The 25,050-nt window shown below is 63.3% G+C and carries 21 protein-coding genes; 12 read left to right on the plus strand and 9 right to left on the minus strand.

Features of this window, described 5'->3' with window-relative positions:
• Positions 1-27: 27 nt before the first annotated feature.
• Both aceA and NKH29_RS19730 read left to right on the plus strand, forming a co-directional pair.
• Entirely contained in the window at positions 28-1,317 is a 1,290-nt protein-coding gene (gene aceA / locus NKH29_RS19725; RefSeq protein ID WP_023719401.1) for an isocitrate lyase, read from the plus strand.
• 61 nt (positions 1,318-1,378) lie between these two features.
• Entirely contained in the window at positions 1,379-1,621 is a 243-nt protein-coding gene (locus NKH29_RS19730) for an SMc00767 family acetate metabolism repressor (RefSeq protein WP_023719402.1), read from the plus strand.
• A 64-nt stretch (positions 1,622-1,685) separates the two neighbouring features.
• Here NKH29_RS19730 and NKH29_RS19735 read toward each other — a convergent pair whose 3' ends face one another.
• Positions 1,686-2,147, minus strand: coding sequence for a RidA family protein (locus NKH29_RS19735; RefSeq protein ID WP_023719403.1), 462 nt, complete (start codon positions 2,145-2,147; stop codon positions 1,686-1,688).
• A 431-nt stretch (positions 2,148-2,578) separates the two neighbouring features.
• On the opposite strand from NKH29_RS19735, the gene NKH29_RS19740 reads away from it, so the two are divergent.
• Complete coding sequence (locus NKH29_RS19740) at positions 2,579-2,968, plus strand: ANTAR domain-containing protein (RefSeq protein ID WP_156948085.1); 390 nt, start codon at positions 2,579-2,581, stop codon at positions 2,966-2,968.
• A 32-nt stretch (positions 2,969-3,000) separates the two neighbouring features.
• On the opposite strand, the gene NKH29_RS19745 is transcribed toward NKH29_RS19740, so the two are convergent.
• Entirely contained in the window at positions 3,001-3,717 is a 717-nt protein-coding gene (locus NKH29_RS19745; RefSeq protein ID WP_023719405.1) for an HAD family hydrolase, read from the minus strand.
• A gap of 168 nt (positions 3,718-3,885) precedes the next feature.
• On the opposite strand from NKH29_RS19745, the gene NKH29_RS19750 reads away from it, so the two are divergent.
• From NKH29_RS19750 to NKH29_RS19765, 4 genes are all read left to right on the plus strand, one after another.
• Positions 3,886-5,319, plus strand: coding sequence for a glutamine synthetase family protein (locus NKH29_RS19750; protein ID WP_023719406.1), 1,434 nt, complete (start codon positions 3,886-3,888; stop codon positions 5,317-5,319).
• A 59-nt stretch (positions 5,320-5,378) separates the two neighbouring features.
• Positions 5,379-5,747 carry a four helix bundle protein gene (locus NKH29_RS19755; protein ID WP_023719407.1) on the plus strand — a complete coding sequence of 123 codons (369 nt, stop codon included), beginning with the start codon at positions 5,379-5,381 and terminating at the stop codon, positions 5,745-5,747.
• Between the two features lie 57 nt (positions 5,748-5,804).
• The gene (locus NKH29_RS19760) at positions 5,805-7,091 is read left to right on the plus strand and encodes an NAD(P)/FAD-dependent oxidoreductase (RefSeq protein WP_352493830.1); all 1,287 of its coding nucleotides are present in this window, start codon (positions 5,805-5,807) and stop codon (positions 7,089-7,091) included.
• 259 nt (positions 7,092-7,350) lie between these two features.
• Complete coding sequence (locus NKH29_RS19765) at positions 7,351-8,151, plus strand: SH3 domain-containing protein (protein ID WP_245278604.1); 801 nt, start codon at positions 7,351-7,353, stop codon at positions 8,149-8,151.
• A 67-nt stretch (positions 8,152-8,218) separates the two neighbouring features.
• Here the strand turns inward: NKH29_RS19765 and NKH29_RS19770 are convergent, their stop codons facing one another.
• Entirely contained in the window at positions 8,219-8,965 is a 747-nt protein-coding gene (locus tag NKH29_RS19770) for an SDR family oxidoreductase (protein WP_023719410.1), read from the minus strand.
• A 274-nt stretch (positions 8,966-9,239) separates the two neighbouring features.
• On the opposite strand from NKH29_RS19770, the gene zwf reads away from it, so the two are divergent.
• From zwf to edd, 3 genes are all read left to right on the plus strand, one after another.
• Positions 9,240-10,709, plus strand: coding sequence for a glucose-6-phosphate dehydrogenase (gene zwf / locus NKH29_RS19775; protein WP_352482393.1), 1,470 nt, complete (start codon positions 9,240-9,242; stop codon positions 10,707-10,709).
• Positions 10,691-11,404 carry a 6-phosphogluconolactonase gene (pgl, locus tag NKH29_RS19780; RefSeq protein ID WP_352817607.1) on the plus strand — a complete coding sequence of 238 codons (714 nt, stop codon included), beginning with the start codon at positions 10,691-10,693 and terminating at the stop codon, positions 11,402-11,404. The genes zwf and pgl overlap by 19 nt, the downstream gene beginning before the upstream one ends.
• 73 nt (positions 11,405-11,477) lie before the next feature.
• Positions 11,478-13,301: a phosphogluconate dehydratase gene (edd, locus tag NKH29_RS19785; RefSeq protein WP_352482395.1), complete on the plus strand. Its 1,824-nt coding sequence runs from the start codon at positions 11,478-11,480 to the stop codon at positions 13,299-13,301.
• A gap of 48 nt (positions 13,302-13,349) precedes the next feature.
• On the opposite strand, the gene NKH29_RS19790 is transcribed toward edd, so the two are convergent.
• From NKH29_RS19790 to NKH29_RS19805, 4 genes are all read right to left on the minus strand, one after another.
• Positions 13,350-15,017 carry a vWA domain-containing protein gene (locus tag NKH29_RS19790; RefSeq protein ID WP_352791927.1) on the minus strand — a complete coding sequence of 556 codons (1,668 nt, stop codon included), beginning with the start codon at positions 15,015-15,017 and terminating at the stop codon, positions 13,350-13,352.
• Positions 15,018-15,129: 112 nt separating this feature from the next.
• The gene (locus NKH29_RS19795) at positions 15,130-16,128 is read right to left on the minus strand and encodes a GlxA family transcriptional regulator (RefSeq protein WP_023719415.1); all 999 of its coding nucleotides are present in this window, start codon (positions 16,126-16,128) and stop codon (positions 15,130-15,132) included.
• A gap of 16 nt (positions 16,129-16,144) precedes the next feature.
• Complete coding sequence (gene folD / locus NKH29_RS19800; protein WP_352817603.1) at positions 16,145-17,044, minus strand: bifunctional methylenetetrahydrofolate dehydrogenase/methenyltetrahydrofolate cyclohydrolase FolD; 900 nt, start codon at positions 17,042-17,044, stop codon at positions 16,145-16,147.
• A gap of 208 nt (positions 17,045-17,252) precedes the next feature.
• Positions 17,253-17,903: a hypothetical protein gene (locus NKH29_RS19805; protein WP_352592534.1), complete on the minus strand. Its 651-nt coding sequence runs from the start codon at positions 17,901-17,903 to the stop codon at positions 17,253-17,255.
• A 310-nt stretch (positions 17,904-18,213) separates the two neighbouring features.
• Between NKH29_RS19805 and NKH29_RS19810 the strand changes: the two genes are divergently transcribed.
• Both NKH29_RS19810 and proC read left to right on the plus strand, forming a co-directional pair.
• Positions 18,214-18,492: a hypothetical protein gene (locus NKH29_RS19810; protein ID WP_352856321.1), complete on the plus strand. Its 279-nt coding sequence runs from the start codon at positions 18,214-18,216 to the stop codon at positions 18,490-18,492.
• 172 nt (positions 18,493-18,664) lie between these two features.
• Entirely contained in the window at positions 18,665-19,480 is an 816-nt protein-coding gene (gene proC, locus NKH29_RS19815; protein WP_352939309.1) for a pyrroline-5-carboxylate reductase, read from the plus strand.
• Between the two features lie 261 nt (positions 19,481-19,741).
• On the opposite strand, the gene NKH29_RS19820 is transcribed toward proC, so the two are convergent.
• Both NKH29_RS19820 and NKH29_RS19825 read right to left on the minus strand, forming a co-directional pair.
• Positions 19,742-21,058 carry an NAD(P)H-dependent oxidoreductase gene (locus NKH29_RS19820; RefSeq protein ID WP_352791931.1) on the minus strand — a complete coding sequence of 439 codons (1,317 nt, stop codon included), beginning with the start codon at positions 21,056-21,058 and terminating at the stop codon, positions 19,742-19,744.
• Positions 21,059-21,157: 99 nt separating this feature from the next.
• Positions 21,158-25,003, minus strand: a complete 3,846-nt coding sequence (locus tag NKH29_RS19825; RefSeq protein ID WP_352817596.1) for a caspase family protein — start codon at positions 25,001-25,003, stop codon at positions 21,158-21,160.
• Positions 25,004-25,050: the final 47 nt, after the last annotated feature.

Here is a 25,050-nt window from a genome sequence, read left to right on the forward strand (position 1 = left end):
GGCATTAAAGCCAGCCTGGAGTGACCAATGACCGATTTTTACAACCTTGTCCCGTCGGCGCCCCAAGGGCGCTTCGATGGCATCGAACGGCCGTATTCGCCAGAGGACGTGAGACGGCTGCGCGGCTCGGTGCAGATTCGGCAGAGCCTCGCCGAAATGGGGGCAAACCGGCTGTGGCAGCTCATCCATGAAGAGGATTTCGTCAACGCGCTCGGTGCCATGTCGGGCAACCAGGCAATGCAGCAGGTGCGGGCCGGGCTGAAAGCGATCTATCTGTCGGGATGGCAGGTCGCCGCCGATGCCAACACCGCTTCCGCCATGTACCCGGACCAGTCGCTTTATCCCGCAAATGCGGCGCCCGAACTGGTCAAGCGCATAAACCGCACCTTGCAGCGCGCCGACCAGATCGAGACTTCCGAAGGCAAGGGGCTGTCGGTCGACACCTGGTTCGCGCCGATCGTCGCCGATGCCGAAGCCGGCTTCGGCGGGCCGCTCAACGCCTTCGAGATCATGAAGGCATTCATCGAGGCGGGTGCGGCCGGCGTCCATTACGAGGACCAGCTGGCTTCGGAGAAGAAATGCGGCCACCTCGGCGGCAAGGTGCTGATCCCGACCGCTGCACACATCCGCAACCTCAACGCTGCGCGGCTTGCCGCCGACGTCATGGGCACGCCGACGCTGGTCGTGGCCCGCACCGATGCGGAAGCGGCACAGCTCTTGACCTCCGACATCGATGAGCGCGACCAGCCCTTCGTCGATTATGGCGCCGGCCGCACCGCGGAGGGCTTCTATCGTGTCAGCAATGGCATCGAGCCCTGCATCGCCCGCGCCGTCGCCTACGCGCCCTATGCGGACCTGATCTGGTGCGAGACTTCCAAGCCCGATCTGGCGCAGGCCAGGACGTTTGCCGAGGGTGTGCGCAAGCACCATCCCGGCAAGCTGCTTGCCTATAATTGCTCGCCGTCTTTCAACTGGAAGAAGAATCTCGACGACGCGACGATTGCGAAGTTCCAGAAGGAACTCGGCGCCATGGGTTACAAGTTCCAGTTCATTACGCTGGCCGGTTTCCACCAGCTCAACTTCGGCATGTTCGAGCTCGCCCGCGGCTACAAGGAGCGGCAGATGGCTGCCTATTCGGAACTGCAGCAGGCGGAATTCGCCGCGGAAGCCAATGGCTACACTGCCACCAAGCACCAACGCGAGGTCGGCACCGGCTATTTCGACGCCGTCTCGATGGCGATCACCGGTGGCCAGTCTTCGACCACGGCCATGCATGGATCGACCGAGCACGCCCAATTCAGGCCGGCAGCGGAATAGCGGAATAGCAGACAAACAGAGGGAACGCCCAAACGGGCATGACAACACAAGGAGAAGACCAATGGCATCGATAAGCCGCGTCAAGGAACGGGCCGAAGAGCAAGCCACCAGCATGAATGTCGACCAGCAGGCGACCATTCGCATGTTGGCGAACGATCTGCACAGGCTCAATCAGTCGGTGATGAAGGCGGTCGAGGCCGGCGTCTCGGTCGAACTGGTGCGCTCGGCACGTCACCATGGCGGCGATGGCAACTGGGGCGATCTGCTGATCCCGGTCATCGTCACACAGCGGAGCCACGACTAATGAATTCTACCGCACCGCGCCTTTTTGAACGCATGCTATCGCACCTCGCAGGCTGCGGCTCTGCCTAGTCCGGCAGAGCTGCTAATGCAACGATTTCAATGACAAGATCAGACTGAGCAAGCGCTGCAACTCCAATAACTTCCGAGGGCGGCGGGTTGTTGTAGCTGCAGTGCTTCGGGCAGTGCACCGCAAAGAATTCGTCCAAGACGTCCAAGCGGAAATTGGGGGAGCTCAGAACGCCGCCATCGGGAAATGGCCCCTTAACAAAGAAGGTCAGCCGGATGAGATGCTCGAGCGCGCTGCCAAGCTCCTCCAGATCTGATTTGATGTTGGTGAGAACTGCGCGCCACTGTGCTGCCGCGTCGCCAATGGCGCCGCCGCCGCTTTTGCCGATCGGATCGTAGTCCTCGGCCGTCGCGGTATTTCCGGAAAGGTAGACAAACCCCTTTGCGCCGGTAACGACCGTACCCTTTCCCCATGGCATCAACCGGCCGTTTTTAAATTTCTTATGAGTCACGAGTTCCATTGTCATCTCCCGTCGCTCAAAGAGACGTGCTTAGCCAACGAGGAAGGATAGTCCAGCGAGGCGATGCGACAAGCTCGCGACAGACTTGCCTCGCCTTCATCCAACCTGCTTCAATCCGGCTACGGCTGCGAGTTGATGCGTTCGCGCTGCACAGCCAAACTTCGCTGAAGCCTGCCCAGTTGTAATGGCGACTTCTCCTTTCGAGCGGCGGCAAAGAAAAGCACTTAATTTTAATTTTAATGTTTCTTGCGATATTCTCCTGATATGCCATTTCAGCTTGACATGAGCAGCGATCTCACGCCAATTACCTCTCAAGTTTCAACCCTGCATTGAAACACTGAACAACGGCCTGCCCCGCCATGTGCCCAGCGAATCGCGAAATCGAGACTGCAAAGCAGGCGGCGTTCGTTAGCCGGGGCGTGGAGACGCGGATGCTCCCAGATTTCTCGCGGGTGCTGGTGGTCGGAAAATCACCGATCAACCGGGTCGTGGTTTCAAAGATCGTTGAGCGGTCCGGCCTCAAACCGATCTCGGAAACTCCCGAAACCGCGGCAAAGGCCTTGCACGCGCTGATTCCCGGCACTGTCGTTCTCGACGGCGGAGCGGAGAACGGTGACTGCGACGCCTTGCTGTCGGGCATCGATGCGCTGCGAAGGGCGTCAGGCAAATCGCTTCCGTTGGTGATCCTGCTCTCAGTCAAGACCGGCACTCCGGAGACCCTGGGCCTGTCGAGCGTCATCGATGCGGTGGTCGTCAAGCCGATCACCACCGAACGGCTGCAGCCGGTGATCGACCGGCTGGTCGGGCTCGGCCGCAACTGACCTCTACCGCGACGCGTCGACTGCAGACCTGATCAATCAATCTCGCCGATACGCTCGATCAGGCCCGGCAGTTCACCGAGATTGGCTATCTGGCGAAAGCGCGGTGCTGAGACCGGCGGCTCGACATGCTCCAGCACCCAGGTCAGTTCATGCGGCACGTGGATGCCCCAACTGCCGGCTTCGATTGCCGGCACGACGTCCGATTTGAGCGAGTTGCCGACCATCATGCCCTTTTCCGGGCCATCGCCGTAGCGGCTGAAGATCCGGCTATAGGTGGCAGCGCTCTTGTCGCTGACGATTTCGACCGCATGGAACAGCTCGCCCAGTCCGGATTGCGCGAGCTTGCGTTCCTGGTCGAAGAGGTCGCCCTTGGTGATCAGCACCAGGCGGTAGGCGCCGGCCAGCTTTTCCACGGTCTCGCGCGCATAGGGAAGCGGCTCGATCGGATGGCTGAGCATCTCGCGGCCCGCGGCGAGAATTTCGGCAATGGTTGAGGCAGGCACGTGGCCTTCGGTGACCTCGATCGCCGTCTCGATCATTGACAGCGTAAATCCCTTGATGCCGAAGCCGTAGACCGCGAGGTTGCGCTTCTCGACCTCCAGCAATCTTGCCGAAATCCAGTCCTCCTCGGCGTGGTCGGCGAGCAGCGCGGCAAAGCGCTTCTCGGTCATGCGGAAGAACTGTTCGTTCTGCCACAGCGTGTCGTCGGCGTCGAAGCCGATCGTCGTCAGTTTGCAGCTGTGTTGCATTCGGCGTCTTCAATTGCGGCGTTGCGGGACGCCGACCCTAGACCAGGATGTTTTTATCCGGAAGTCGTTGTGTTCCCCCGGTAATCGAGGCGCACGCCAGCCGGCTCCCCTTCCCTTTGGTCGCCGGCAACGGCTATACTCCACAATCTGCAACAAATCTGGTGATTGATGCCGCCTGCAAAAAAGGAAGTCCGTCCGTCGAGCCGCGGAGGACGCGCCCGCACGCCTGCCTTCGTGAAAAACCAACGTGGCGTCAAGAACTGGAAGGAAGTCAGCGCCTGGCTGGAATGGCGCGGCATCGAAGACATCGAATGCATCACGCCCGACCAGGCCGGGGTTGCGCGCGGCAAAATGATGCCGTCGAAGAAGTTCACCTCCAACACCTCGCTTGCCCTGCCTTCGGCGGTGTTCATGACGACGATCTCGGGTGGTTATCCGGAGGACGGCAACGGCTTCCACTATCCGGAGGACGATGGCGACCTCAAGCTGATGCCTGACCTCTCGACGCTGACGGTGGTGCCGTGGGAGGAGGACCCGACGGCGGCGGTCATCTGCGACCTCGTCCACCAGGACGGCCGCTCGGTCGAGTTCACACCGCGCAACGTTCTGAAGCGCGTGCTTGCCGCCTATGACAGACGCGGGCTGAGACCTGTGGTGGCGCCCGAGATCGAGTTCTACCTGGTGCGCAAGAACCCCGATCCGGACTACCCGCTGACCCCGCCAGTCGGGCGCTCCGGACGGCCGATCGGCGGCGGCGCCGGCTATTCGATCGCCGGGGTCAACGAATTCGACGAACTGATCGACGACATCTATCATTTCTCCGAAAGCCAGGGCCTGGAGATCGACACGCTGATCCACGAAGAGGGCGCCGGCCAACTCGAAATCAATCTGCGTCACGGCGATCCAATCGAGCTCGCCGACCAGGTGTTCATGTTCAAGCGAACCATCCGCGAGGCGGCGCTGAAGCACGAGATCTATGCCACGTTCATGGCCAAGCCGATCCAGGGGCAGCCCGGTTCGGCCATGCATATCCATCAGTCAATCATCGACAAGAAGACCGGCAAGAACGTCTTTTCCGCGGAGGACGGCTCGGAGACCGAGGCCTTCTTCCACTTCATCGGCGGCATGCAGAAACATGTGCCGAACGCGCTGGTGATGTTTGCGCCCTACGTCAATTCCTACCGGCGGCTGACGCAGGCGGCCTCGGCGCCGGTCAACAACAAATGGGGCTACGACAACCGCACCACGGCCTTTCGCGTGCCACGCTCCGACCCGGCAGCGCGGCGCGTCGAAAACCGCATTCCTTCCTCCGACGCCAATCCCTATCTGGCGCTGGCCGCATCGCTCGCCTGCGGGCTGATCGGCATGACCAATAAGATCAAGGCCGATCCGCCGGTACTGACGACCGCCAATGAGGATGAGATCGACCTGCCGCGCGGCCTGCTCGAAGCCGTCGACCTGTTCGAGGCCGACGAGGAACTCTGCGCCCTACTCGGCAAATCCTTCGCAGCGACTTATGCGGCGATCAAGCGGGCGGAATTCGAGACCTTCATGGAAGTGATCAGCCCATGGGAGCGGGAGTATTTGCTGCTGAATGTGTAGTAGGAGAGTAGGGCAATATGGCAGTAGGGCAGTTAGGGCAGTAGGGCAGTAGGGCAAGGATGACGGACAAGATCGCATCGTACAGGGATCTGATCGTCTGGCAGCAAGCCATGGACCTAACGGTTGCAATCTCCCAAGTCACAAGGACCTGGCCGAAGGACGAGCTCTACGGGCTGACGGGTCAGGTGCGTCGGGCAGCAACGTCTGTGCCAGCCAACATCGCCGAGGGTTACGGCCGAGAAAGCCGAGCTTCCTACCAGCAGTTTCTCAGGATCGCCCAGGGATCACTCAAGGAACTGGAGACACACCTTCTAATCGCGCAACGGGTTGGAATTACCTCTCGCGAGGCAGTCGAATCATTGATGCCTCACAGCGAGAGCGTAGGAAAGCTCTTGCGGCTTCTCATCCGCAAGCTGTCGGCTGAATAGACACCTACTGCCCTACTGCCCTACTGCCCTACTCCCCTACTCCCCTAGCCGAGCATCATGACTTACCAATCCCCAATCTCCCCCGGCCGCTCCTGGTACGAGGACACGGCCGGACCAAGGCCCGAATATCCGGCGCTCGACGGCGACCGGACATGCGACGTGGTGATCGTCGGCGGCGGCTTTACCGGCCTGTCGGCTGCGGCTCATCTCGCCAAGTCAGGCGCGGATGTCGTGCTTATCGAAACGCATCGTTTCGGTGACGGCGCATCGGGCCGCAATGGCGGCCAGCTCGGCACCGGACAGCGGGCCTGGGCAGAGGAGCTGGAAGCGGAATACGGCTTTTCCTGCGCCAAGGCGCTGTTCGACCTGGCCGAAGAGGCCAAGGCGCATCTCCTCGACTTCGCCGCGGTGCACCAGATCGAGATCGACTATATGCCCGGCCAAATGTCGGTGGCGCACAAAAAGCGCTATGTCGACGACTACAAGGCGCATGCCGAGATCATGGCAAGCCGGTTCGGCTATCCGCACATCTCATTCATGGATGCCGCGGAGACAGCCGAGCGGCTCGGCTCGACGCATTATTTCGGCGGCACCCGCGACACGGGCACCGGCCACATCCATCCGCTGAAGCTGGTGATCGGCACCGCAAAAGTCGCGGCACAGGCCGGCGCAAAGCTTTTCGAGCAGACACCGTCGACCGGCATCACCTCCGGCGGCGGCAAAGTGAGGGTGACGACGCCGAAGGGCACGATCATCGCCGGGAAGTGCTTGATCGGGGTCAACGCCTATGGCGGCACGCTCGAGCCGGTGAGTGCTTCGCATATCATGCCGATCGGCTCATTCATCGGCGCAACGGTACCGCTGGGCGCCGATTCCAAAGTGTTGCCGGGTGGCGAGGCGGTCGACGATTCGCGCTTCGTCGTGCGCTATTTCCGCAAATCGAAGGATGGGCGGCTGCTGTTTGGCGGGCGCGAGATCTACGCAGTCAACGATCCCAAGGACATTCACATCCACATCCGCCGGCAGATCGCCGAGATCTATCCGGCACTGAAGGACATTGAGATCACCCATGGCTGGGGCGGCTATGTCGGCATCACCGTACCGAGAAAGCCGTTCGTGCGCGAAGTCATGCCCAATGTGATCTCGGTCGGTGGTTATTCCGGCCACGGCGTCATGCTGTCCAATTTTTTCGGCAAGCTTTATGCCGAGACGGTCGCCGGCAACCGCGACCGGCTGAAGCTGATCGAGGATCTGAAGATTCCGCCTTTCCCCGGCGGCCGGCGTTTCCGCGCGCCACTGCTCTTTCTTGCGCTCAACTGGTACGCGTTGCGGGACAGGATTTAACCAGGCGTTGCAGAATCCTTAACCAGGGCGCAGAATCCCCGCCAAGGGCGCAGTGATGCCACAATCGCGGGCGAAAGATGATGCTCGTGGGCAGCTGAACGGGGAATTTTTGCGGGCCTGCCCGCTTTTGGTTTGGGAACGATGCCGATCGAAATGCCGGCTCTCCGGCATCGGTCGTCAGAACATCGGCCCGCAAATGGAGGTGGCAAGTGTGAGAGAGCCCTTCAGTTTCGGTGCGCCGGAACGACGGCGCCTTGCGATGCAATTCGGTTACGATATGCGGCCGACGTTCTGGCACGGGGTCCGGTCGAACGCGCATCTCGTGATCGCTGCGCTTGGCACGGCAGCACTGCTCGGCGTTGCCGCAGTGGCGCTGTGGCTGGCCTTGCCGGCCAATGAACGACAGGCGGCGGCGAGCCCTGAGCAGACCGTTCCGACCATTCCGGTCAAGACGACGAAGATCATGCCTTCCAAGGTCGCTGCGGCGCCGCGGACGACGGGCAAGGCCGACGCGGTTTCCCCGGCGGTGGCCGCGGCGGAAGCCGACATACCGGCGCTGGCTCCCAACGATCCCCGCTGGACGGGACCAAAGACGGCATCGGCCGCCGCCACAGCAGCATCCGACCAACTGGCAAGCCAGACCGATCAGGCGGCCGATAAATCGTCTGCTTCGGTGGCATTCGCCGATCCGGCAGCGAAACCCGACGCTGCGGCATTGTTTGCCAAGGTGGCGGCTCCCGGCAGCTCGACGAAAAACACAGGGCCCGACGGTGCGCAGACCGCTGCCATCCCCACACCCAAGCCGCAACTGCCGACGCAGTCCGCGAGCGAAGACGACAACAGCACCAAGGCAAAATCCGGAAAAACCAATACTGCCGGTACCGGACGCATCCTGAGATCCGTCACCATGCGCACCGGCCCAAAGAAGAATGCGGCCGCCATTCTCACCGTGCCGGCCAAGACCTCGGTGCAAGTGATGAGTTGCAAGCAGTGGTGCCAGATCGTCTACAACGGCAAGCGCGGCTGGGTCTACAAGAGCTACGTCAAAACCGGGGCGTAGGACAGACAGAGCGATCGCGGCTCGGATCGCTCGCCATCAGCCGCCTGTCGCCGGATGGCCTAGGGGTTCAAATGCAACGGCCGCCGTCGACTTCCAGCGCCACGCCGGTGATGAAAGCTGCTTCATCCGATGCGAGCCAAAGCGCGGCATTGGCCACGTCAAGCGGCGTCGAAAGCCGGCCGAGCGGGATCGATGCGCGGAACTTCTCGCGGATCTCGGGTGTGTCGGCGCCCATGAATTTCTCAAGCATGCCGGTCTCGCCGGCGACCGGGCACAGGCAGTTGACACGGATGTTCTTTGGCGCGAGTTCCACCGCCATCGATTTGGTCGCGGTGATCGCCCAGCCCTTCGATGCGTTGTACCAGGTGAGACCAGGCCGCGGCCTGATACCGGCCGTGGAAGCCGTCGTCAGGATGACGCCGCCGCCTTGCCGCTCCATGGCCGGCACCACGGCAAGTGCTGCGTTGTAGATTGCCTTCATGTTGACTGACGTGATCAGGTCGAAGGTCGCTTCGTCGACTTCCAGCATGTCACCGTTGCGATGGGTGTAACCGGCATTGTTGACCATGATGTCGATGCGACCGAAAGCACTCATTGCAGCATGGACCATGTCGTCGAATTCGGACCGCAGCGAGACGTCGGTCTGGGTCCAGATCGCCTTTTCGCCGATCTCGCCGGCGACGCGCTCTGCGTCCTTGGCGTTCAGATCGGCGACAACGACCCGCGCGCCCTCCTCGGCAAAGCGCCTGGCCATGCCCTCGCCAAAGCCCGAGGCAGCGCCGGTGATGATGGCGACCTTGTTTTGGAGGCGCATGCCTTTCTCACTCATCGTTGAAGACGATCGACGACGCGTTTGGCCATGGCCATCGAAAGATGTGTGTCCATTGCCGATTTCTCCTTTGGCTTTCGCCTTGATCCCGCTCTATGCTGCACCTGCGAACGCTCCCGGAAGCATCGCTTGCCGACAAGCCTCCGGCCAGAGCCGGTGTCAAGAGCACACGCGGATGTGACGCAATGACACTGGCAAGTTTAAATCGATTAGATTATATCAGCCGCGTTATCGCGACCGGCGTCAGAGCGGACAGACCATGACCAGCCAGATCATCCCCGTCGACCCTTTCGACTTTATCATTTTCGGCGGCACCGGCGATCTGTCGGAACGCAAGCTTCTGCCGTCACTGTACCACCGGCAGCGCGACCACCAGTTTTCCGAGCCGACGCGCATAATCGGCACATCACGTTCGAAGATGACCGATGAGGAATTCCAGTCTTTCGCCAGGCAGGCGATTGCCGATCATGTGAAACCGGAAGATATCGACGCCACGGAACTGAAAACGTTCCTCGCACGGCTCTCCTATGTCCCGGCCGACGCAACCACAGGTGCCGGCTTCGACAGGCTGAAGAAGGCGATCGGCGACAGCGAACACATCCGCGCTTTCTATCTGGCGGTGGCGCCGGCGCTGTTCGGCGACATCTCGCACAAGCTGAAGGAGCACGGGCTGATCACGCCGAATTCGCGGATCGTGCTGGAAAAGCCGATCGGCCGCGATCTCGCTTCGGCGCGCGCGCTCAACGACCTGGTCGGCGACGATTTCCATGAAAGCCAGATTTTCCGCATCGACCACTATCTCGGCAAGGAGACGGTGCAGAATTTGATGGCGCTGCGCTTCGCCAACGCGCTCTACGAGCCGTTGTGGAATTCCGCCAATGTCGATCATGTGCAGATCACCGTGGCCGAGACGGTCGGCCTGGAAGACCGCGTCACCTATTACGACAAGGCTGGCGCGTTGCGCGACATGGTACAGAACCACATGCTGCAGCTGCTCTGCCTCGTCGCCATGGAGGCGCCGTCGTCGATGGACGCCGATGCCGTCCGTGACGAAAAACTGAAAGTGCTGCGGGCGCTGAAACGCATCAACGGCAACGAAGCGCCCAAGCACACGGTGCGTGGGCAATACCGTGCCGGCGCCTCGGCCGGCGGGCCGGTGAAGGGCTATGTCGAGGAACTCGGCAAGAACAGCAACACCGAGACCTTCGTTGCGCTCAAGGCCGAGATCGGCAACTGGCGCTGGGCCAGCGTGCCGTTCTACCTCCGCACCGGCAAGCGGCTGGCGACCCGCGTTTCGGAGATCGTTATCGAATTCAAGCCAATCCCGCATTCGATCTTCGGCGAGAGCGCCGGGCCGATCTCCGCCAACCAACTGGTCATCAGGCTGCAGCCCGACGAAGGCGTCAAGCAGTTCATCATGATCAAGGATCCGGGCCCGGGCGGCATGCGGCTGCGCCAGATCCCGCTCGACATGAGTTTTGCGCAATCCTTCGACGGCCGCGCGCCCGATGCCTATGAGCGGCTGATCATGGACGTCATCCGTGGCAACCAGACGCTGTTCATGCGCCGCGACGAGGTCGAGGCTGCGTGGAAATGGATCGACCCGATCCAGGACGCCTGGGAAAGCGGAAGGCAAGAGGCGCAAGGCTACACCGCAGGCACATGGGGCCCCTCGGCCTCGATTGCGCTGATCGAACGCGATGGGCGGACATGGCACGAGAGCAATTAGGCGGCGCCTACAACTGGCACGAATTTGCCGGACGCCAGGAGTTGGCGACAGCGCTTGCCGGCCACGTCGCCGGCCGCCTGTCAAAGGCGATCGCCGAGCGCGGCACGGCACTGCTTGCAGTCTCGGGCGGCACGACGCCGGCGAAATTCTTCGCGGCGCTTTCGACCGTTCCTATCGCCTGGGAAAAGGTGACGATAACATTGGTCGACGAGCGCTTCGTGCCGCCCTCGTCGCCGCGCTCCAATGCCGGTCTGGTTGCCGCCAACCTGCTGCAGAACGCGGCCGCCGCCGCGAATTTCGTGCCGCTCTACCACGCTGCGGCAACTATCGCGGGCGCAGCGGTCTCCGACAGTGAGACGCTGCAAGTGCTGCCCTGGCCCCTCGATGTTGTTGTGCTCGGCATGGGAACTGATGGCCACACCGCCTCGTTCTTTCCGGATGCCGACAACCTGGCAAGATTGCTCGATCCGTCGTCGCAAAGGATCGTGCTTCCGGTTCACGCGGCAAGCGCCGGCGAGCCGCGGCTGACGCTGTCACTGGCGCGGATCATCAATGCCGGCTTCATCGCGCTGCATATCGAGGGCGCGGAAAAACGCACCGCATTCGAGGCCGCGCTTGGAGTTGGAACACGAAAGCCCATTCGCGCCGTGCTCGATGCAACTCAAAAGCCCGTAGAGGTTTTCTGGGCACCCTGATCTCAACTTGGCTGCAGGTCCCGGCAACAGCCGGAAGGTGTTTGCGGGACCTCGCCTGAAAGGACCGACCGCCATGACCGCAAGACGCGACATCGAAGCCATCACCCAGCGCATCCGTGAGCGCTCCAGGCCCGGTCGCGAGGCTTATCTCGGCCGCATCGCCGAAGCCTCGAACCGCACCGCCAACCGGGCCGTGCTGTCCTGCGGCAACCTGGCCCATGGCTTTGCCGTGTGCAGTCCTTCCGAAAAGGTGGCGCTTGGCGGCGACCGGGTGCCGAACCTCGGCATTATCACCTCCTATAACGACATGCTGTCGGCGCATCAGCCTTTCGAGACGTTTCCGGCACTGATCAAGGACGCGGCCCGCGAGGCCGGCGGCATCGCCCAGGTGGCCGGCGGCGTGCCCGCGATGTGCGACGGCGTAACCCAGGGCCAGCCCGGAATGGAGCTGTCGCTGTTCTCGCGCGACGTGATCGCCATGGCCGCGGCGATCGGCCTGTCGCACAACATGTTCGATGCCGCCGTCTATCTCGGCGTCTGCGACAAGATCGTGCCGGGGCTGGTGATCGCGGCGCTGACCTTCGGTCATCTGCCGGCGGTCTTCATCCCGGCCGGGCCGATGACGACCGGCATTCCGAACGACGAAAAGGCCAAGATCCGCCAGCTCTATGCCGAGGGCAAGGCGGGGCGGGCCGAACTGCTCGAAGCCGAATCCAAATCCTATCACGGGCCGGGAACCTGCACTTTCTACGGCACCGCCAATTCCAACCAGATGCTGATGGAGATCATGGGCCTGCACACGCCTGGCGCCTCGTTCGTCAATCCGGGCACGCCGCTGCGCGACGCGCTGACCAGGGAAGCGACCAAGCGGGCGCTGGCGATCACAGCGCTCGGCAACGCCTACACGCCAGCCGGGCGGATGATCGATGAGCGCTCGATCGTCAACGGTATCGTCGGCCTGCACGCCACCGGCGGTTCGACCAACCACACCATCCATTTGATCGCCATGGCGGCGGCGGCCGGCATCGCCATTACCTGGCAGGATATTTCCGACATCTCGGAAGCGGTGCCGCTGCTGGCGCGGGTCTATCCGAACGGCCTTGCCGATGTGAACCACTTCCACGCCGCCGGCGGGCTCGGCTTCCTGATCCGCGAACTGCTCGACGCAGGCATTTTACATGAGGATGTGCAGACGGTGTGGGGCGAAGGGCTGCGCCCCTACGCGGTCGAGGCCAAGCTCGGCGCCGATGGCGGCGTCGTGCGCGAGGCCTCGCCGCGCCAGAGCGGCGACGAGAAGGTGCTGGCGCCGTTCAAGAAGGCGTTCCAGCCGAGCGGCGGGCTGAAAGTGCTTTCAGGCAATCTCGGCCACGCCGTCATCAAGACATCGGCGGTCAAGCCGGAGCGGCGCATCATCGAGGCACCGGCCAAGGTGTTCGACAGCCAGCAAGGGCTGAACGAGGCGTTCAAGGCGGGGTCGCTGACCGGCGACTTCATCGCCGTCATTCGGTTCCAGGGCCCGAAGGCCAACGGCATGCCGGAATTGCACCGGCTGACCACCGTGCTCGGCATCCTGCAGGACCGCGGCCAGCATGTGGCGCTGGTTACCGACGGGCGCATGTCGGGTGCCTCCGGCAAGGTGCCGGCGGCGATCCACGTGACGCCGGAAGCGGCGGAGGACGGGCCGATCGCCAGGATTCATGACGGCGATATTATCAGGCTCGACGCCGAGGCCGGAACGCTCGAGGTGCTGGTGCCGGCCGGCGATTTCGCACTGCGCCGGCCCGCGGACAGCGACCTCATAGGCAATGAATTCGGCTTCGGCCGGGAGCTCTTCGCCGGGTTCCGGCAGATGGTGGGCCGCGCCGACCATGGCGCGAGCGCCTTCGGCGTGGCGTGACTTTTTCGGCCATGAGGAAGAGCGGCTGGTGGCCGCTCTCCCTTGGATCTATTGAACCGTCAGCTCGGCTCGCGCGCCGGCCCTGACCGTTACCGCGCCTTCCTTCGAGCTGCTGTCCGACTTCTCCGAAACCACCGCGTAGTCGCCAACCGACAAGGTGGCCTGATACTTCTGGTCATAGGCGTAGCCGACCGACTTGCGGGTTCCATCGATGTTCTTCTTGGCCTCGAATATCTCGATCTTCGAGGCCCCTGGCGCGGTGATCGCCAGCACGCCGGCGTTCATGGCGATCTTCAGATCCTGATGTTCGCCAATTTTGACACTGAACGGCTGCTCGGCCACCGCGAGATCGACGGTCGCGACCATTACATAATCGTCGGGCGGCAGATCGAACTTGCTGTCGGGGCCGTAGGCATAGGTCACCTCCTGCCTGGTCCCGCCGATGTCCTTTTTCGCCTGGAACACCTTGAAGCCGACGCCAGAACCCTCGGCCTTGTCGCCACCGGCAGCATAGTAGGCGTTGGCGACGACATGCCCGACGCCGACGATGATATCCTTGTCGATGACCCTGCCGGCGGCAAGCGGGACCGTCTCGGTAACCACGCCCTGGCCGATCGTGACGGTCACCTTCTCGTCGCCGGCCGGCAGCACGACTTTCGTGTCGCCATAGTAGGTCGGCAGGGTGTCGACGCCTGGATAGGCGATCACGACCGCCGCGCCGCCGTCAACGTCCGCCCCTTCGCTTGGCCGCGGGTGGATAACCAGCGTGCCGGCATTCAACGTGAAGAGCGGCTTGGCGACCTGGCCAGGCTCGATCTTGATTTTCTGTTCGGCTTTGGCCTCGCCGGCGCGCGCGACGACGATATAGTCGCCCGCCTCCAGATTGCCCTTGTAGGCACCGTACTCAGTGGCGACGGGATCGCCGCGCGTGCCGTCGGAATTCGCCTTATAGATCTCCCAGGCATTGCCGTCGGTGACGGGATCGCCACCTTCGGCAAGCACGACGGTGGGCACGAAATTGGACTCCGCCGGCTGGGCAGGCGCCGGCTGGGGAGCAGGCTCCGGGGCGGCAGCCGGTTCAGGAGCGGATGGCGGCGGCGCAACGGTCTCGACGAGGGCGTCCTGCAATGCCTTTTCATCCGATGCTTCGATATATTTGCCGCCGGTGTTATCGGCCAGGCAGGCGACCTGCTTGCCTTCGGCAGCCGTCAGGCCAAAGCCGACGACATCGACGGTGAAGTCGATGCCGGCAGCCTCAAGCTCCTTGCCGAGCGCACAGGGATCGCCGCTGCATGTCTCGATGCCATCGGTGATGAGAACGACCGTCGCCTTGTCCTCGGTGTATTTCAATGCTTCCGCCGCTTGCTTGACAGCGGCGGTCAGCGGCGTCTTGCCCTGAAATTTCAAGCTGTCGGCCGCGGCTGAGATCGCACTTGCCGAGCCTGCCTGCGGCGGCACGATGAGTTCGATGTCGTCGCAACTGGCCTTCTCGCGATGGCCATAGGCCATGAGGCCGATTTCCTCATCGGCCGGGACCGATTGCAGCACGTTCCGCAGCGATTGACGGGCGATTTCGAGCTTGGGCTTGCCGTCGATCTGCGCCCACATCGAGCCGGAGGCATCGAGAATGACGATGACGCGATCGGCGGCGAAACCGAACCCCGTCGTCCAGAGCAACAGGGCCGCCGCAGCGACGCTCCGCACAAATCCCGCCATCAAAAATCTCCCCCGTCAGTCGCCGCCGCTCGGCGCCGGAACGCTATTTGACGCCGCGTCGCGACACAAGCCCGGACGGAGTACGAAGCTGCGTCGCCTCTCTGCCAAACCCTCAATAGGTCGTGCGGCGTTCCTCGGAAGGCGGCCGGCCGAATTGCAGCCGGTAGCTCTGGGCAAAATAGGAATGCGAGGTGAAGCCGGTGGCGATTGCCACGTCGAGGATCGGCATGTTGGTCTGGCGCAGCAATTCGCGCGCCCGCTCGAGCCTGAGCCGCATGTAATAGCGCCCGGGCGTCACACTGAGATGGCGCAGGAACAGGCGCTCGACCTGGCGCACCGACAGGCCCGCCGACTTGGCGAGCTGCACCGCCGACAGCGGCTCGTCGAGATGATCGGCCATCAGCTCGACGATGCGGCGAAGCTTCTCCGACTTGCCGGTCAGGTCGCGTTCCGGGCCGACGCGCTGGCGGTCCCCGGCCGAGCGAATGCGCTCATGCTGGAACTGGTTGGCGACGCCGTTGGCGAGGCTCGAGCCGAAATCACCGCGCACGATCTCCAGCATCAGGTCGATCGAGGTGGTGCCGCCGGCGCAGGTGTAGCGCTTGCGGTCGATCTCGAAGACGTTGCCGGTGCAGTTGATGTCCGGAAAGCGTTCGAGGAACCCGGCGCGGTTTTCCCAATGGATAGTGCAGCGATAGCCATCGAGCTGGCCTGCCTCGGCAAGCAGATAGGAGCCGACCGAAAGCGCGCCGAGCGCATTGCCGCGCCGACCCCAGCTGCGCAGCGCAGCCAGCACCTTGCTCTTGCCGGGAAATTCCGTCGTCAGCCCGACCGAGACGAAAAGGATATCGACCGGCGGCAGATCGACAACGGCGTAGTCGATCTTGAGCGGCAGGCCGTTGGAAGCCATGACGGCATCGCCGTCGGCCGACACCGTCGTCCAGCCATAGAAATCGCGGCCGAGCAGCCGGTTCGCCGACCGGAACGTGTCGATTGCCGCGGCCAGCGAGAACATGGAGAACTTGTCGACCAGCAGAAACCCGAACTGCCGGCCGCCCTGAACGGGATCATTGGTGACCGGCCGTTCTAAGGGAACAGTGAGGTTCGGCAAGGACGCTGCTCTCTGGTCAGAAGGAAGGCCGTTTCAACCCGGCTGCGAGGTAGGCGGAAGCTAGCGTGTTGGCCATCAGCATGGCAATGGTCATCGGCCCGACGCCGCCAGGCACCGGCGTGATGGCGCCGGCCGCCTTCGCTGCTTCGGCAAACTCGACATCGCCGACGAGGCGGGCCTTGCCTTCACTCTTTTCAGGTGCGGCGATGCGGTTAATGCCGACGTCGATGACGGTGGCGCCAGGCTTGACCCAGTCGCCGCGGACCATTTCAGGCCGGCCGACGGCTGCGACCAGAATATCGGCGGTGCGGGCAAGCGCCGGCAGGTCCCTGGTGCGGCTGTGTGCGATGGTGACCGTGCAGTTGGCGGCAAGCAGTAGATTCGCCATCGGTTTGCCGACGATGTTCGAGCGCCCGACGACGACCGCATTGAGGCCGGACAGATCCTTGCCGCGCACCCGTTCGATCAGCAGCATCGAGCCGGCCGGCGTGCAAGGCACGAAGGCGGTCTCGAGCTCGCCGGTGCCGAGCTTGCCGACATTGATGAAGTGGAAGCCGTCGACATCCTTCTCCGGCGCGATGGTCTGGATGACTTTGCCGGCATCGATATGGCCGGGAAGCGGAAGCTGCACCAGGATGCCGTTGATGGCCGGATCGGCGTTGAGCTGGCCGATGATCTTCAACAGGTCCGGCTCGGAGGTCTCGGCCGGCAGCGTGTGCTGAACCGAATGGAAGCCGCATTCCTTGGCGGTGCGGGATTTGGAGGCGACATAGACCTGGCTCGCCGGATCCTCGCCGACGATGACCACCGCGAGGCCGGGCTGCCGTCCGCCCTTTTCCGCCAGTTCGGCGACCAGGGCCTTGACCCGCCGCACCACGTCTTCGGCGACGCTTTTTCCGTCAATCAACTCAGCCATGAACCACCCTCGACGCCGATCGCCTAAGCCTGCCGCGTTAAAGCATCCCGCGGCGTACTCCAGATACCTTTTATGCATGTCGTTGCCCAGAACCATGCGCAGCCGGGCGGACATGCAGCGCGGCATTTTCACGAAAATCGAGCCGGGCAATCCCGTCAATGCGCCGTCCCATGCCGCTAACTCGAAACCGGCATGTTTTATTCGACGCTTAGAAATAGCGGCGCGTGCGGTTTTCGGTGAGCTCGCGAACCGCTTCGCGGAATTCACGCAGGCTGGCACGGATTTCCTCGATCTGGCTTTGCTGATCGGCGGCTTCCGAAACCTGATTTGCCTCCTTCGACCAGGCCTGAGTATAGGCCGAATGCTGCGGCGTGGGTTGCTGCGGATAAGGTGGCTGTCCGGCATAGAGCGGCTGTAGATCGAAGGCAGGCGGCATCGCTGCGCCGGAATTTGTCGCGGCGGAAGTCTCGCCGGACGCCATCTCCTCCGGCGCTCTGCCGGGCATGAGCCTGCGCAGCGCTGACAACACGGTACCGATCGGACCCCGACGCGCTGCCCGGTACGCTTTGTCCTCAGCGGGACCGGCATCGCGGCCGCCAACGGAGCCAGCGGGGTCGAACAATACATCGGCAGCTGCAGGCTCTTCCGTCAGTATGGTGGCGGCCTCCGGCCCATCAGGATGGAGCTGGCTTGTGCCGGCGGCTGCCAACAGGATCGGACTGGCACGCGCCTCGCGGCGCGACCGGGCGAGACGATGCCGTGTGGCGGCATCCTCGCGCCATGACGCGCCTGCACGGTCCTCTAGCGAAACCAGCGATGCTTCGTCCTCGTCGCGCACTGCCTCGACGAGCGACAGCAAGGACAGCTCGTTCCTCCGGTGTTGACGATTATCCCTGTAAGCCATGGTTCCTGGAGCTTTCCCCTAGGGCTGGGACGTAGCGACCGCCCACTGGTTAAGCGATGCTAAACAGGCATAGGAAATAAAAGGTTAATTTGGTCGGCTGAGAGACCTCGTTTCCCGCCTTAAGACAATGCCATCGAGTTCGTCGCCCGCGATTGGTCGATCACTCGAAAAATGGCGGGATGTCGGTTAGGGTTGGAGGCAGACGTTCCATTGTTCATGAAGTCGCCATCTTGAACACCGTCAGAATTCGGGGGAGGCTATCCGTATGATAACGCCAGACACTCCGTTTGCGCTGATGCTGGAGATGCACGCTGTGCTCTTCGGAGTTCCGGTGCTTAGTCTGCTGGCAGGGACCGCAATCCTTGCTTTGATACGCCCATGGCGCTTTTCTTCAGGGGCCGTGGCGGCTTGCAAGATGGCTATGGGAGTCGGCGTCGTTGCCGTGGCAGTTGTGCTTGGTTGGGGAGGATTTCTTGTCGGCTTTGGTGCGCTGTTGGAGAATCCAGGCTATCGCTCCCACCTCGTCTGCAATCCCTGTTTTTAGTCTGGGATGGGCCGAACCTGGCCGTCCAGAGTGATCGGGTCAGGACCGACCGAGCCCGATCAGGCGGCGAAAGCGGCGACATAACCCGGCCCCTGATCAAGGTCCGAGAGGGGCTTCCCCGTCCGCCCATGAACGTCTATGGCAAAGCCAACCTTTCGAATGGAGAGCTTCGATGACGATCAGGCTTGTTCTCGCCGGTTGCGGCAATATGGGCTACGCCATGCTCTCGGGCTGGCTGAAAGCCGGCAAGCTCGCTCCGGCTGCGGTGTTCGTGGTCGAGCCCAATGCCGAGTTGCGCAAGCGTGCCGAAGCACTGGGCTGCGCTGCTGCCGCGGATGCCGGCGTCATCCCGGCGGACGCCGTGCCGGCCCTCGTCGTCCTTGCGGTCAAGCCACAGGTGATCCGCGACGTGACGGCTGGCTACATCCGCTTCAACGATGGCCGAACCACTTTCCTCAGCATCGCCGCCGGGACGCCGGTCGCCACGTTCGAAGGCATTCTCGGCGACCGCGCGCCGATCGTGCGCTGCATGCCCAACACGCCGGCGGCTATCGGCAAGGGCATGATGGTGGTGTTTTCCAACAGGCTGGTTTCCGAGGACACCAAACGCCTTGTCGCCGACCTGCTTTCGGCAAGCGGGCAAGTGGCCGGTATCGATGACGAGGGCCTGATGGATGCGGTGACGGCAGTCTCCGGATCCGGTCCAGCCTATATCTTCCATTTCATCGAAGCGCTGACCGTGGCCGCCGAGAAGGCTGGCCTGCCGACCAGGACTGCCAAGCTCTTGGCCATGCAGACGGTCTACGGCGCCGCATCGCTGGCCGCCGAAAGCGGCGAGGAGCCCGGCGTGCTCAGGCAGCAGGTGACCAGCCCCAACGGCACCACGGCTGCGGCCCTTGCAGTACTGATGGGCGAGGACCGGCTGACACGCCTGCTCACCGAGGCGGTGGAAGCGGCGCGGCTGCGGTCGGTAGAGCTGGGGAAGTAACAGCTGTCGAGGCGTGGGTCGGCCGTGCGTTTCAGGGGCAATAGCAAACGCTCTGTAGCGATCCTTCGCGCCCCCCTCTGTCCTGCCGGACATCTCCCCCACAAGGGGGGAGATTGGCAGTTTGGGCGCTCCGCTCACGAACTGCGATGTTGGAGATTGGCGAAAGCCGGCGTGACGTCCGATCTCCCCCCATGTGGGGGAGATGTCCGGCAGGACAGAGAGGGGCGCTGTCCCGCCGACGTCAAAGTTTCTGCACCGCACCTAACCCGCCCCATACAGCATCTCGTCCTGCAGCCGGCGCAAGGCGAATAGCCTGGTCGTCGGGTCGGGCGCGGCATTGTCGGCGGTGAGCAATTCGCCTTTCCTCACCGGTTTCAGCACCTTGCCGCCTTCGAGCAGGCCGACGGGCACGGCGTGGTGGGCGCGAGCCTCCTCGACGGTCATGGTCCAGGAGCGGTAGCAGGTCTCGCCGATCGCGTCGAACGTCTCGCCTGCCGCCAGATCGCGCTTGGCCACGGCGCAGACCTCGGCCACCGGCCTCGGCAGCGGCACCATGTCGGGCTTGCCGTAAAGCGCGATACGGGCGGCCGTCAGCGGCACTTCCAGCGAGGTCAGATGGTAGGGCCTGAAGAAGCTGTAATAGGGGCCGTGGCCGATGTGCAGATCGTCCATGCGCTCGATGATCCGCGGATGAGTCGCCTCGACGATGACGAAGACACCGGGCGCCACGCCCTTGCCGACGGTATAGTCGACAACGCCCTTCTTCGACAGGATGCCGCCCTGCTCGCGCGGGATCAGCACCTTGACCAGCTCGTCACGGTCGGCCTTGGGGCCGTGCATGCCGGGAACGTCGGGTACCAGCCCAGTGGCGTTGGCGATGGCGCACATCTCGACCATGGTTTTCGAGCCGTCGACGAACTCGACCAGCATGCGCGGATTCATGTTGCGGCGCAGCGCTTCCGCGCGGTAGTCGTCGGGAACGGCGTCGTGGTTGAGAGGGTTGTTCTTGCCCTTGCCGGCGGAGACGATGGTGTAGCCGAGCGCCGAGGCGAACTCGATCAGCTCCATGCAGCTCGACGGCTCGTCGCCGGCGCCGACCGAATAGACGACGCCGAGCCGGTCGGCCTGCTGCTTGAGGTAGCAGCCAATAGTGACGTCGGCCTCGACATTCATCATCACCAGATGCTTGCCGTGCTGCATCGCCATCAGGTCGAAATCGGCGGCGACGCCGGGCTTGCCGGTGGCATCGATGACAACATCGATGAGCGGATTGGTGACCAGCATCTCGTTCGAGGTGATTGCGATCTTGCCGCTCTCGATCGCCTGGCTGACCTTCGAAGCGCTGTCCGCTTCGGCTGCCATTGCCTCGTCGCCATAGGCGATGCGGATGGCGTCACGCGCTGTATGCGGCCGGCGGGTCGAAATCGCGCAAACCGAAATGCCCGGCATCAGCATGCCTTGTGTCACCAGATCGGTGCCCATCTCGCCCGAACCGATGACACCGATGCGCACCGGGCGGCCTTCCGCCGCGCGCTTGGCAAGATCCCGGGCAAGCCCAGTCAAGGCGACATTGGTCATGCTGGAAACGTCCACTGCTTTTTTGATTTGAAGCGGGAATAGCAGGGAACGGCAACCCTTTGCCAATCGAAACCGGTCGCGGCCACCTTTTCCTGTGCGCTATTGCAATTCGGCCAGCAACGCTTGTGCCTTGGCAAGGTTCTTTGCGGAGCCGGCGGCAAGGTCGTCCATCTTGCCATCCCGAAAGATGACGAGCGCATGCTGGCAGGCGGCTATCGCTTCCTCGGCCATTGCCTTCTGCTTGCGAGCAGCACCCAGATCGGTAAGCACGTCGCACAGGCTGTCCTCGGTGAACGCAATGCCCGGCACCGAACCGATCTTCTTCTGCACGGCGATGGCCTCGCGCAGGATCGGCACCGCCTCCTCGATTTTGGCGACGTCGTTTTCGGCGCGGCCGGCGAGCGTCAGCTGATAGCCGATCTCGTTTTGCAGGCTCGCCCAGCGCTCGGGGTCGCGGTCGCGGTCGACCTGGTCTGCCAACGCCCGATTGACGGCGACCGCCTCGTGGAACAAAGCCGGCGAAGGCTCTTTCGCGCCGATCATGCCAAGCACATTGGCCAGGCTTGCCTGCGTGCTGGCCCAACGTTCGGGGGCGCGGTCGCGCGTGCGCACGCTCTGGATCGAACGATAGATGCCGGCCGAACGCTTCAGCAGGGCAACGTCGTCGCGCCAGTAGCCCAGCGTCGAAAGCGCGCTGGCCAGATTGGTCTGGTTGCGCAGCCATTCGTCGGCATCCCTGTCGCGGCTTATCACTGTCAGTGCCGCCTCATAGGCCTGGACAGACTTGGCCATGGCGTCCGGGTCGGAACTGGCGTTTGCCTGCATCATGCGGACATTGCCGAGGTCGCCTTCGACCGAAGCCCAGAGCGAGCGGTCGGGCAGCGTGGCATAGACGGCCAGTGCCTTTTCATGCGCGGCCGCCGCCTTCTGGTAGAGCGACGGGTCATTGGCGCTGCCGGCAAGGTAGTAATAGGCGCTGCCGAGTTCGTTCTGCAGCTGGGCGTGATCTTCCGGCACCGTGGCGAGGTCGTAGAAGGGCAGCGCCGCTTCAAGCGCCGTCGCCGACTGGTTGAACGCTTCGCCGTCCTGCGTGCGGTCGCCCAGAACCAGGAGCACATGGCCGAGACCCCATTGCGTTGCCGCCCAAGCGTCGGGGTCGCTGTCACGGCTCTGCATTTCGAGCGCCGCGCGATAGGCCACCGCCGAGCGCTGGAGCGCCTCGTCCGAACCGCCATCGGCCTTGCCGAGCATGGAAAGTGCTGCGCCCAGCCGGTACTGCGTCTTCGCCCAGTCCTTCGGGGCGCTCTCCTTGGTTCGCACGGTGAGCGCTGCATCATAGGCGGCGACCGCTTCTTCAAGGACCGCTTTGTCGCGAGCACGGTCGCCCCAGGTCGACAGCGAGTTGCCGAGACTGTGCTCTATTGAGGCGAATTCGAGCGGCGCGGCGGCGACGGTATAGACCTGCGAGGCCTCGCGATAGGCGGACGCCGACTTCCGGAGATAGTCGATGCCGGTGTCCCGATCGCCAAGCGTCGCATAGACCGAGCCCAGATTCTGGTTCAACGAAGCCCAGTCGAGCGGCAGCTTTTCGCGCGGATATTCAGAAAGTGCGGCCTCATAGGCAGCGACCGCCTTGAGCAGCGCGTCATTGCCGGCCTGCCTGGCGCCGAGACGCTGCAAGGCATTGCCAAGCGTCAACTGGGCGTTTGCCCAGCTGGCCGGCGCATGGTCGCGCGTCCACACCGTCAGTGCGGCCTCTGCCGCCTCCCGAGCACGCTGAAGCGTAGCAATGTCGCCATTGATCTGGCCGATCGATTCCAGCGCCGAACTCAAATTGTTCTGGATCGTCGCCCATTGCGCCGGCGCGCGCTCGCGCGTCATTTCCTCCGTCGCCGCCTGATAGGCGGCAACGGCCTGCTCAAGCGTCGGTACGTCTTGTTCACGCTCGCCAAGGCGAAACAAGGCCGTGCCGAGATTGACCTGGCTCAACGCCCAGTCGAGCGGCACGCGCTCCCTGCGGTATGCGGTCAGCGCGGCGCGATGCGCTTCGATGGCGGCGCGAAAGCTGTCGCTGGTGGCTTGGCGCTCACCCAGTTCGGAGAGCACGATGCCGAGATTATCCTCAGTCGCCGCCCATTCGAGCGGCAGCTTTTTCGACACTTGCACCTCGAGCGCCGCGCGGAACGAGGCAACGGCATTGTCGAGCAACGTCGTGCCGTTCTCGCGCTGGCCGAGCCGCCAATAGACGGTGCCGAGATTGCCTAGCGTCGAGGCCCAGTCGTCCGGATTGGCGTCGCGCGTGTAGACGCTCAGCGCCTGATCGAAGGCGGCTGCCGCTTTGTCGAGGTCTTCGCGGCCGGCCTCGCGCTCGCCCAGCGTCGACAGTGTGGTGGCGAGATTGTTTTGCGTGGCCGCCCATTGCCGCGGGCTGTTTTCGCGCGACACATAGGTCAGCGCCTTTTCATAGGCAGCGACCGCCTGCACCAGAAAGGCGTTGTCGCCCGAGAAAGAACCATGCGCGGAGAGCGCCTGGGCCTCGGCTGCCTTGTAGAACCAGGCTTCATGGTCGTCCCATTTCTCGACCTGCTCATAGGCCTTGGCATAGTCCTGGGCTGCCGCCTGATAGCTGAAGGAGATTTCGTAGGTTTTGGCGCTGTCGCCGAAAACCTCGGCAAACTCGAAACGACGCGCCTTGAGGTCGGCTTCAGCCCGGTCGACGGTCTTCGACAGTTCGCCAACGCGGGCCTTGGCCTGTTCATGGATTTTCTGCGCTGCTTCCAGCGCGCCTTCCTGCACCGCTTGTTCGGCCAGTTTTGAAAGCCGGACGATTTCCGGATCCTGGCTCTTCAGCGTCGCCTGCTCGGCCAGTACCTGTTTCAGCCGCTCGGTCTGGCCGCGCAGCAATGTGTCGAGTTCGGCTGCATCCCTGGGTGTCTCGGTGCCCAGCGTCTTCAGCATGGCGTAGAGCGCGTCCATCGGTACGCCGCCGTCGCGGGCGATCGTCTCGATCTGGCGGCGTTGCGGGTCGGGCAGCGTCGAGATCGTCAGCAGCAGCCGGCGGCGCTCTGTGAGGATCTCGCCCTCCTCGCCTTTCGGCACCTCGGCGGGCGTGCCGAAATAGAGCAGCCGGCGCAGGCTCTCATTGACCCAGGGCCGCTGCCGGCCGCCGGTCTTGAGATAGACCTCCTCGCCGACCATGCGCAGCACAGTGCCGAATTCCTCGCCGCCCATCGTGTCGATGTGACGCAATATGGCTGCCGCGTAGGGGCTGTTGCCGTCGGCGGGACCGTCGAGCGCCACCTTGCCGGGCTCGGCGGCAAAGCCGATGACCTGGCCCAAGCTGTCGTTGCCAGAACCGCTGTCGTCGGCCGAACCCTTGGCCGGCGCGCTGTCTTTTAACGCCACGACGCTGCGGGTATCGCCGAGGCCGCCGGCGCCGATCGGCTTGCCCGCTTCACCCGGCTTGAGTTTCAAAAGCGTGCCCGGCGGAAACGGGTCGTTGCGGCAGGCATCGAGCAGCACGATGGTGACCGGCACCTTGGCCTTCAGTTCGGCCACGATCGACGACAGCGGGACCAGCTTCTCGCCGGCATCCTCGAGCGCCGCAATGTCGGCATCGACGGGCACCAGGAAATTCTCGCCACCGGCTTCGATGCCGTGGCCGGAATAGTAGATAATGGCGACGTCGGCACCCTCGGCATCGTCGACGAAGCCTTCGAGGTCGCGCCGCAATTTGCGCGCGTCGCGATTGACGGCGACATCGGTTTCGAAGCCGAGCCTGTCGAACATCTCCTCGATGGCGCGGGCGTCGTTTTCCGGATTGGGCAGCTTGCCGACATGCTCATAGTCGGACTGCCCGATGACGAGCGCGACGCCTTTTAGCGCCTTCGGCTCCTCGCCCCGAGCAGGAACCAGCGCGCACAAAAGCAGCGCGGCAAACGCCACGCCTATGCGCCCTGTTGCACCTGGAAACAACATCGCCCACCCCAACC

Source organism: Mesorhizobium sp. M1295, from assembly GCF_040318135.1.
Lineage (GTDB): Bacteria > Pseudomonadota > Alphaproteobacteria > Rhizobiales > Rhizobiaceae > Mesorhizobium.

Excerpts from the sequence above, each read along its gene's own strand:
- aceA (WP_023719401.1), top strand. The coding sequence starts at position 28 with ATGACCGATTTTTACAACCTTGTCCCGTCGGCGCCCCAAGGGCGCTTC.
- NKH29_RS19730 (WP_023719402.1), top strand. The coding sequence starts at position 1,379 with ATGGCATCGATAAGCCGCGTCAAGGAACGGGCCGAAGAGCAAGCCACC.
- NKH29_RS19735 (WP_023719403.1), bottom strand. The coding sequence starts at position 2,147 with ATGGAACTCGTGACTCATAAGAAATTTAAAAACGGCCGGTTGATGCCA.
- NKH29_RS19740 (WP_156948085.1), top strand. The coding sequence starts at position 2,579 with ATGCTCCCAGATTTCTCGCGGGTGCTGGTGGTCGGAAAATCACCGATC.
- NKH29_RS19745 (WP_023719405.1), bottom strand. The coding sequence starts at position 3,717 with ATGCAACACAGCTGCAAACTGACGACGATCGGCTTCGACGCCGACGAC.
- NKH29_RS19750 (WP_023719406.1), top strand. The coding sequence starts at position 3,886 with ATGCCGCCTGCAAAAAAGGAAGTCCGTCCGTCGAGCCGCGGAGGACGC.
- NKH29_RS19755 (WP_023719407.1), top strand. The coding sequence starts at position 5,379 with ATGACGGACAAGATCGCATCGTACAGGGATCTGATCGTCTGGCAGCAA.
- NKH29_RS19760 (WP_352493830.1), top strand. The coding sequence starts at position 5,805 with ATGACTTACCAATCCCCAATCTCCCCCGGCCGCTCCTGGTACGAGGAC.
- NKH29_RS19765 (WP_245278604.1), top strand. The coding sequence starts at position 7,351 with ATGCAATTCGGTTACGATATGCGGCCGACGTTCTGGCACGGGGTCCGG.
- NKH29_RS19770 (WP_023719410.1), bottom strand. The coding sequence starts at position 8,965 with ATGCGCCTCCAAAACAAGGTCGCCATCATCACCGGCGCTGCCTCGGGC.
- zwf (WP_352482393.1), top strand. The coding sequence starts at position 9,240 with ATGACCAGCCAGATCATCCCCGTCGACCCTTTCGACTTTATCATTTTC.
- pgl (WP_352817607.1), top strand. The coding sequence starts at position 10,691 with ATGGCACGAGAGCAATTAGGCGGCGCCTACAACTGGCACGAATTTGCC.
- edd (WP_352482395.1), top strand. The coding sequence starts at position 11,478 with ATGACCGCAAGACGCGACATCGAAGCCATCACCCAGCGCATCCGTGAG.
- NKH29_RS19790 (WP_352791927.1), bottom strand. The coding sequence starts at position 15,017 with ATGGCGGGATTTGTGCGGAGCGTCGCTGCGGCGGCCCTGTTGCTCTGG.
- folD (WP_352817603.1), bottom strand. The coding sequence starts at position 17,044 with ATGGCTGAGTTGATTGACGGAAAAAGCGTCGCCGAAGACGTGGTGCGG.
- NKH29_RS19810 (WP_352856321.1), top strand. The coding sequence starts at position 18,214 with ATGATAACGCCAGACACTCCGTTTGCGCTGATGCTGGAGATGCACGCT.
- proC (WP_352939309.1), top strand. The coding sequence starts at position 18,665 with ATGACGATCAGGCTTGTTCTCGCCGGTTGCGGCAATATGGGCTACGCC.
- NKH29_RS19820 (WP_352791931.1), bottom strand. The coding sequence starts at position 21,058 with ATGACCAATGTCGCCTTGACTGGGCTTGCCCGGGATCTTGCCAAGCGC.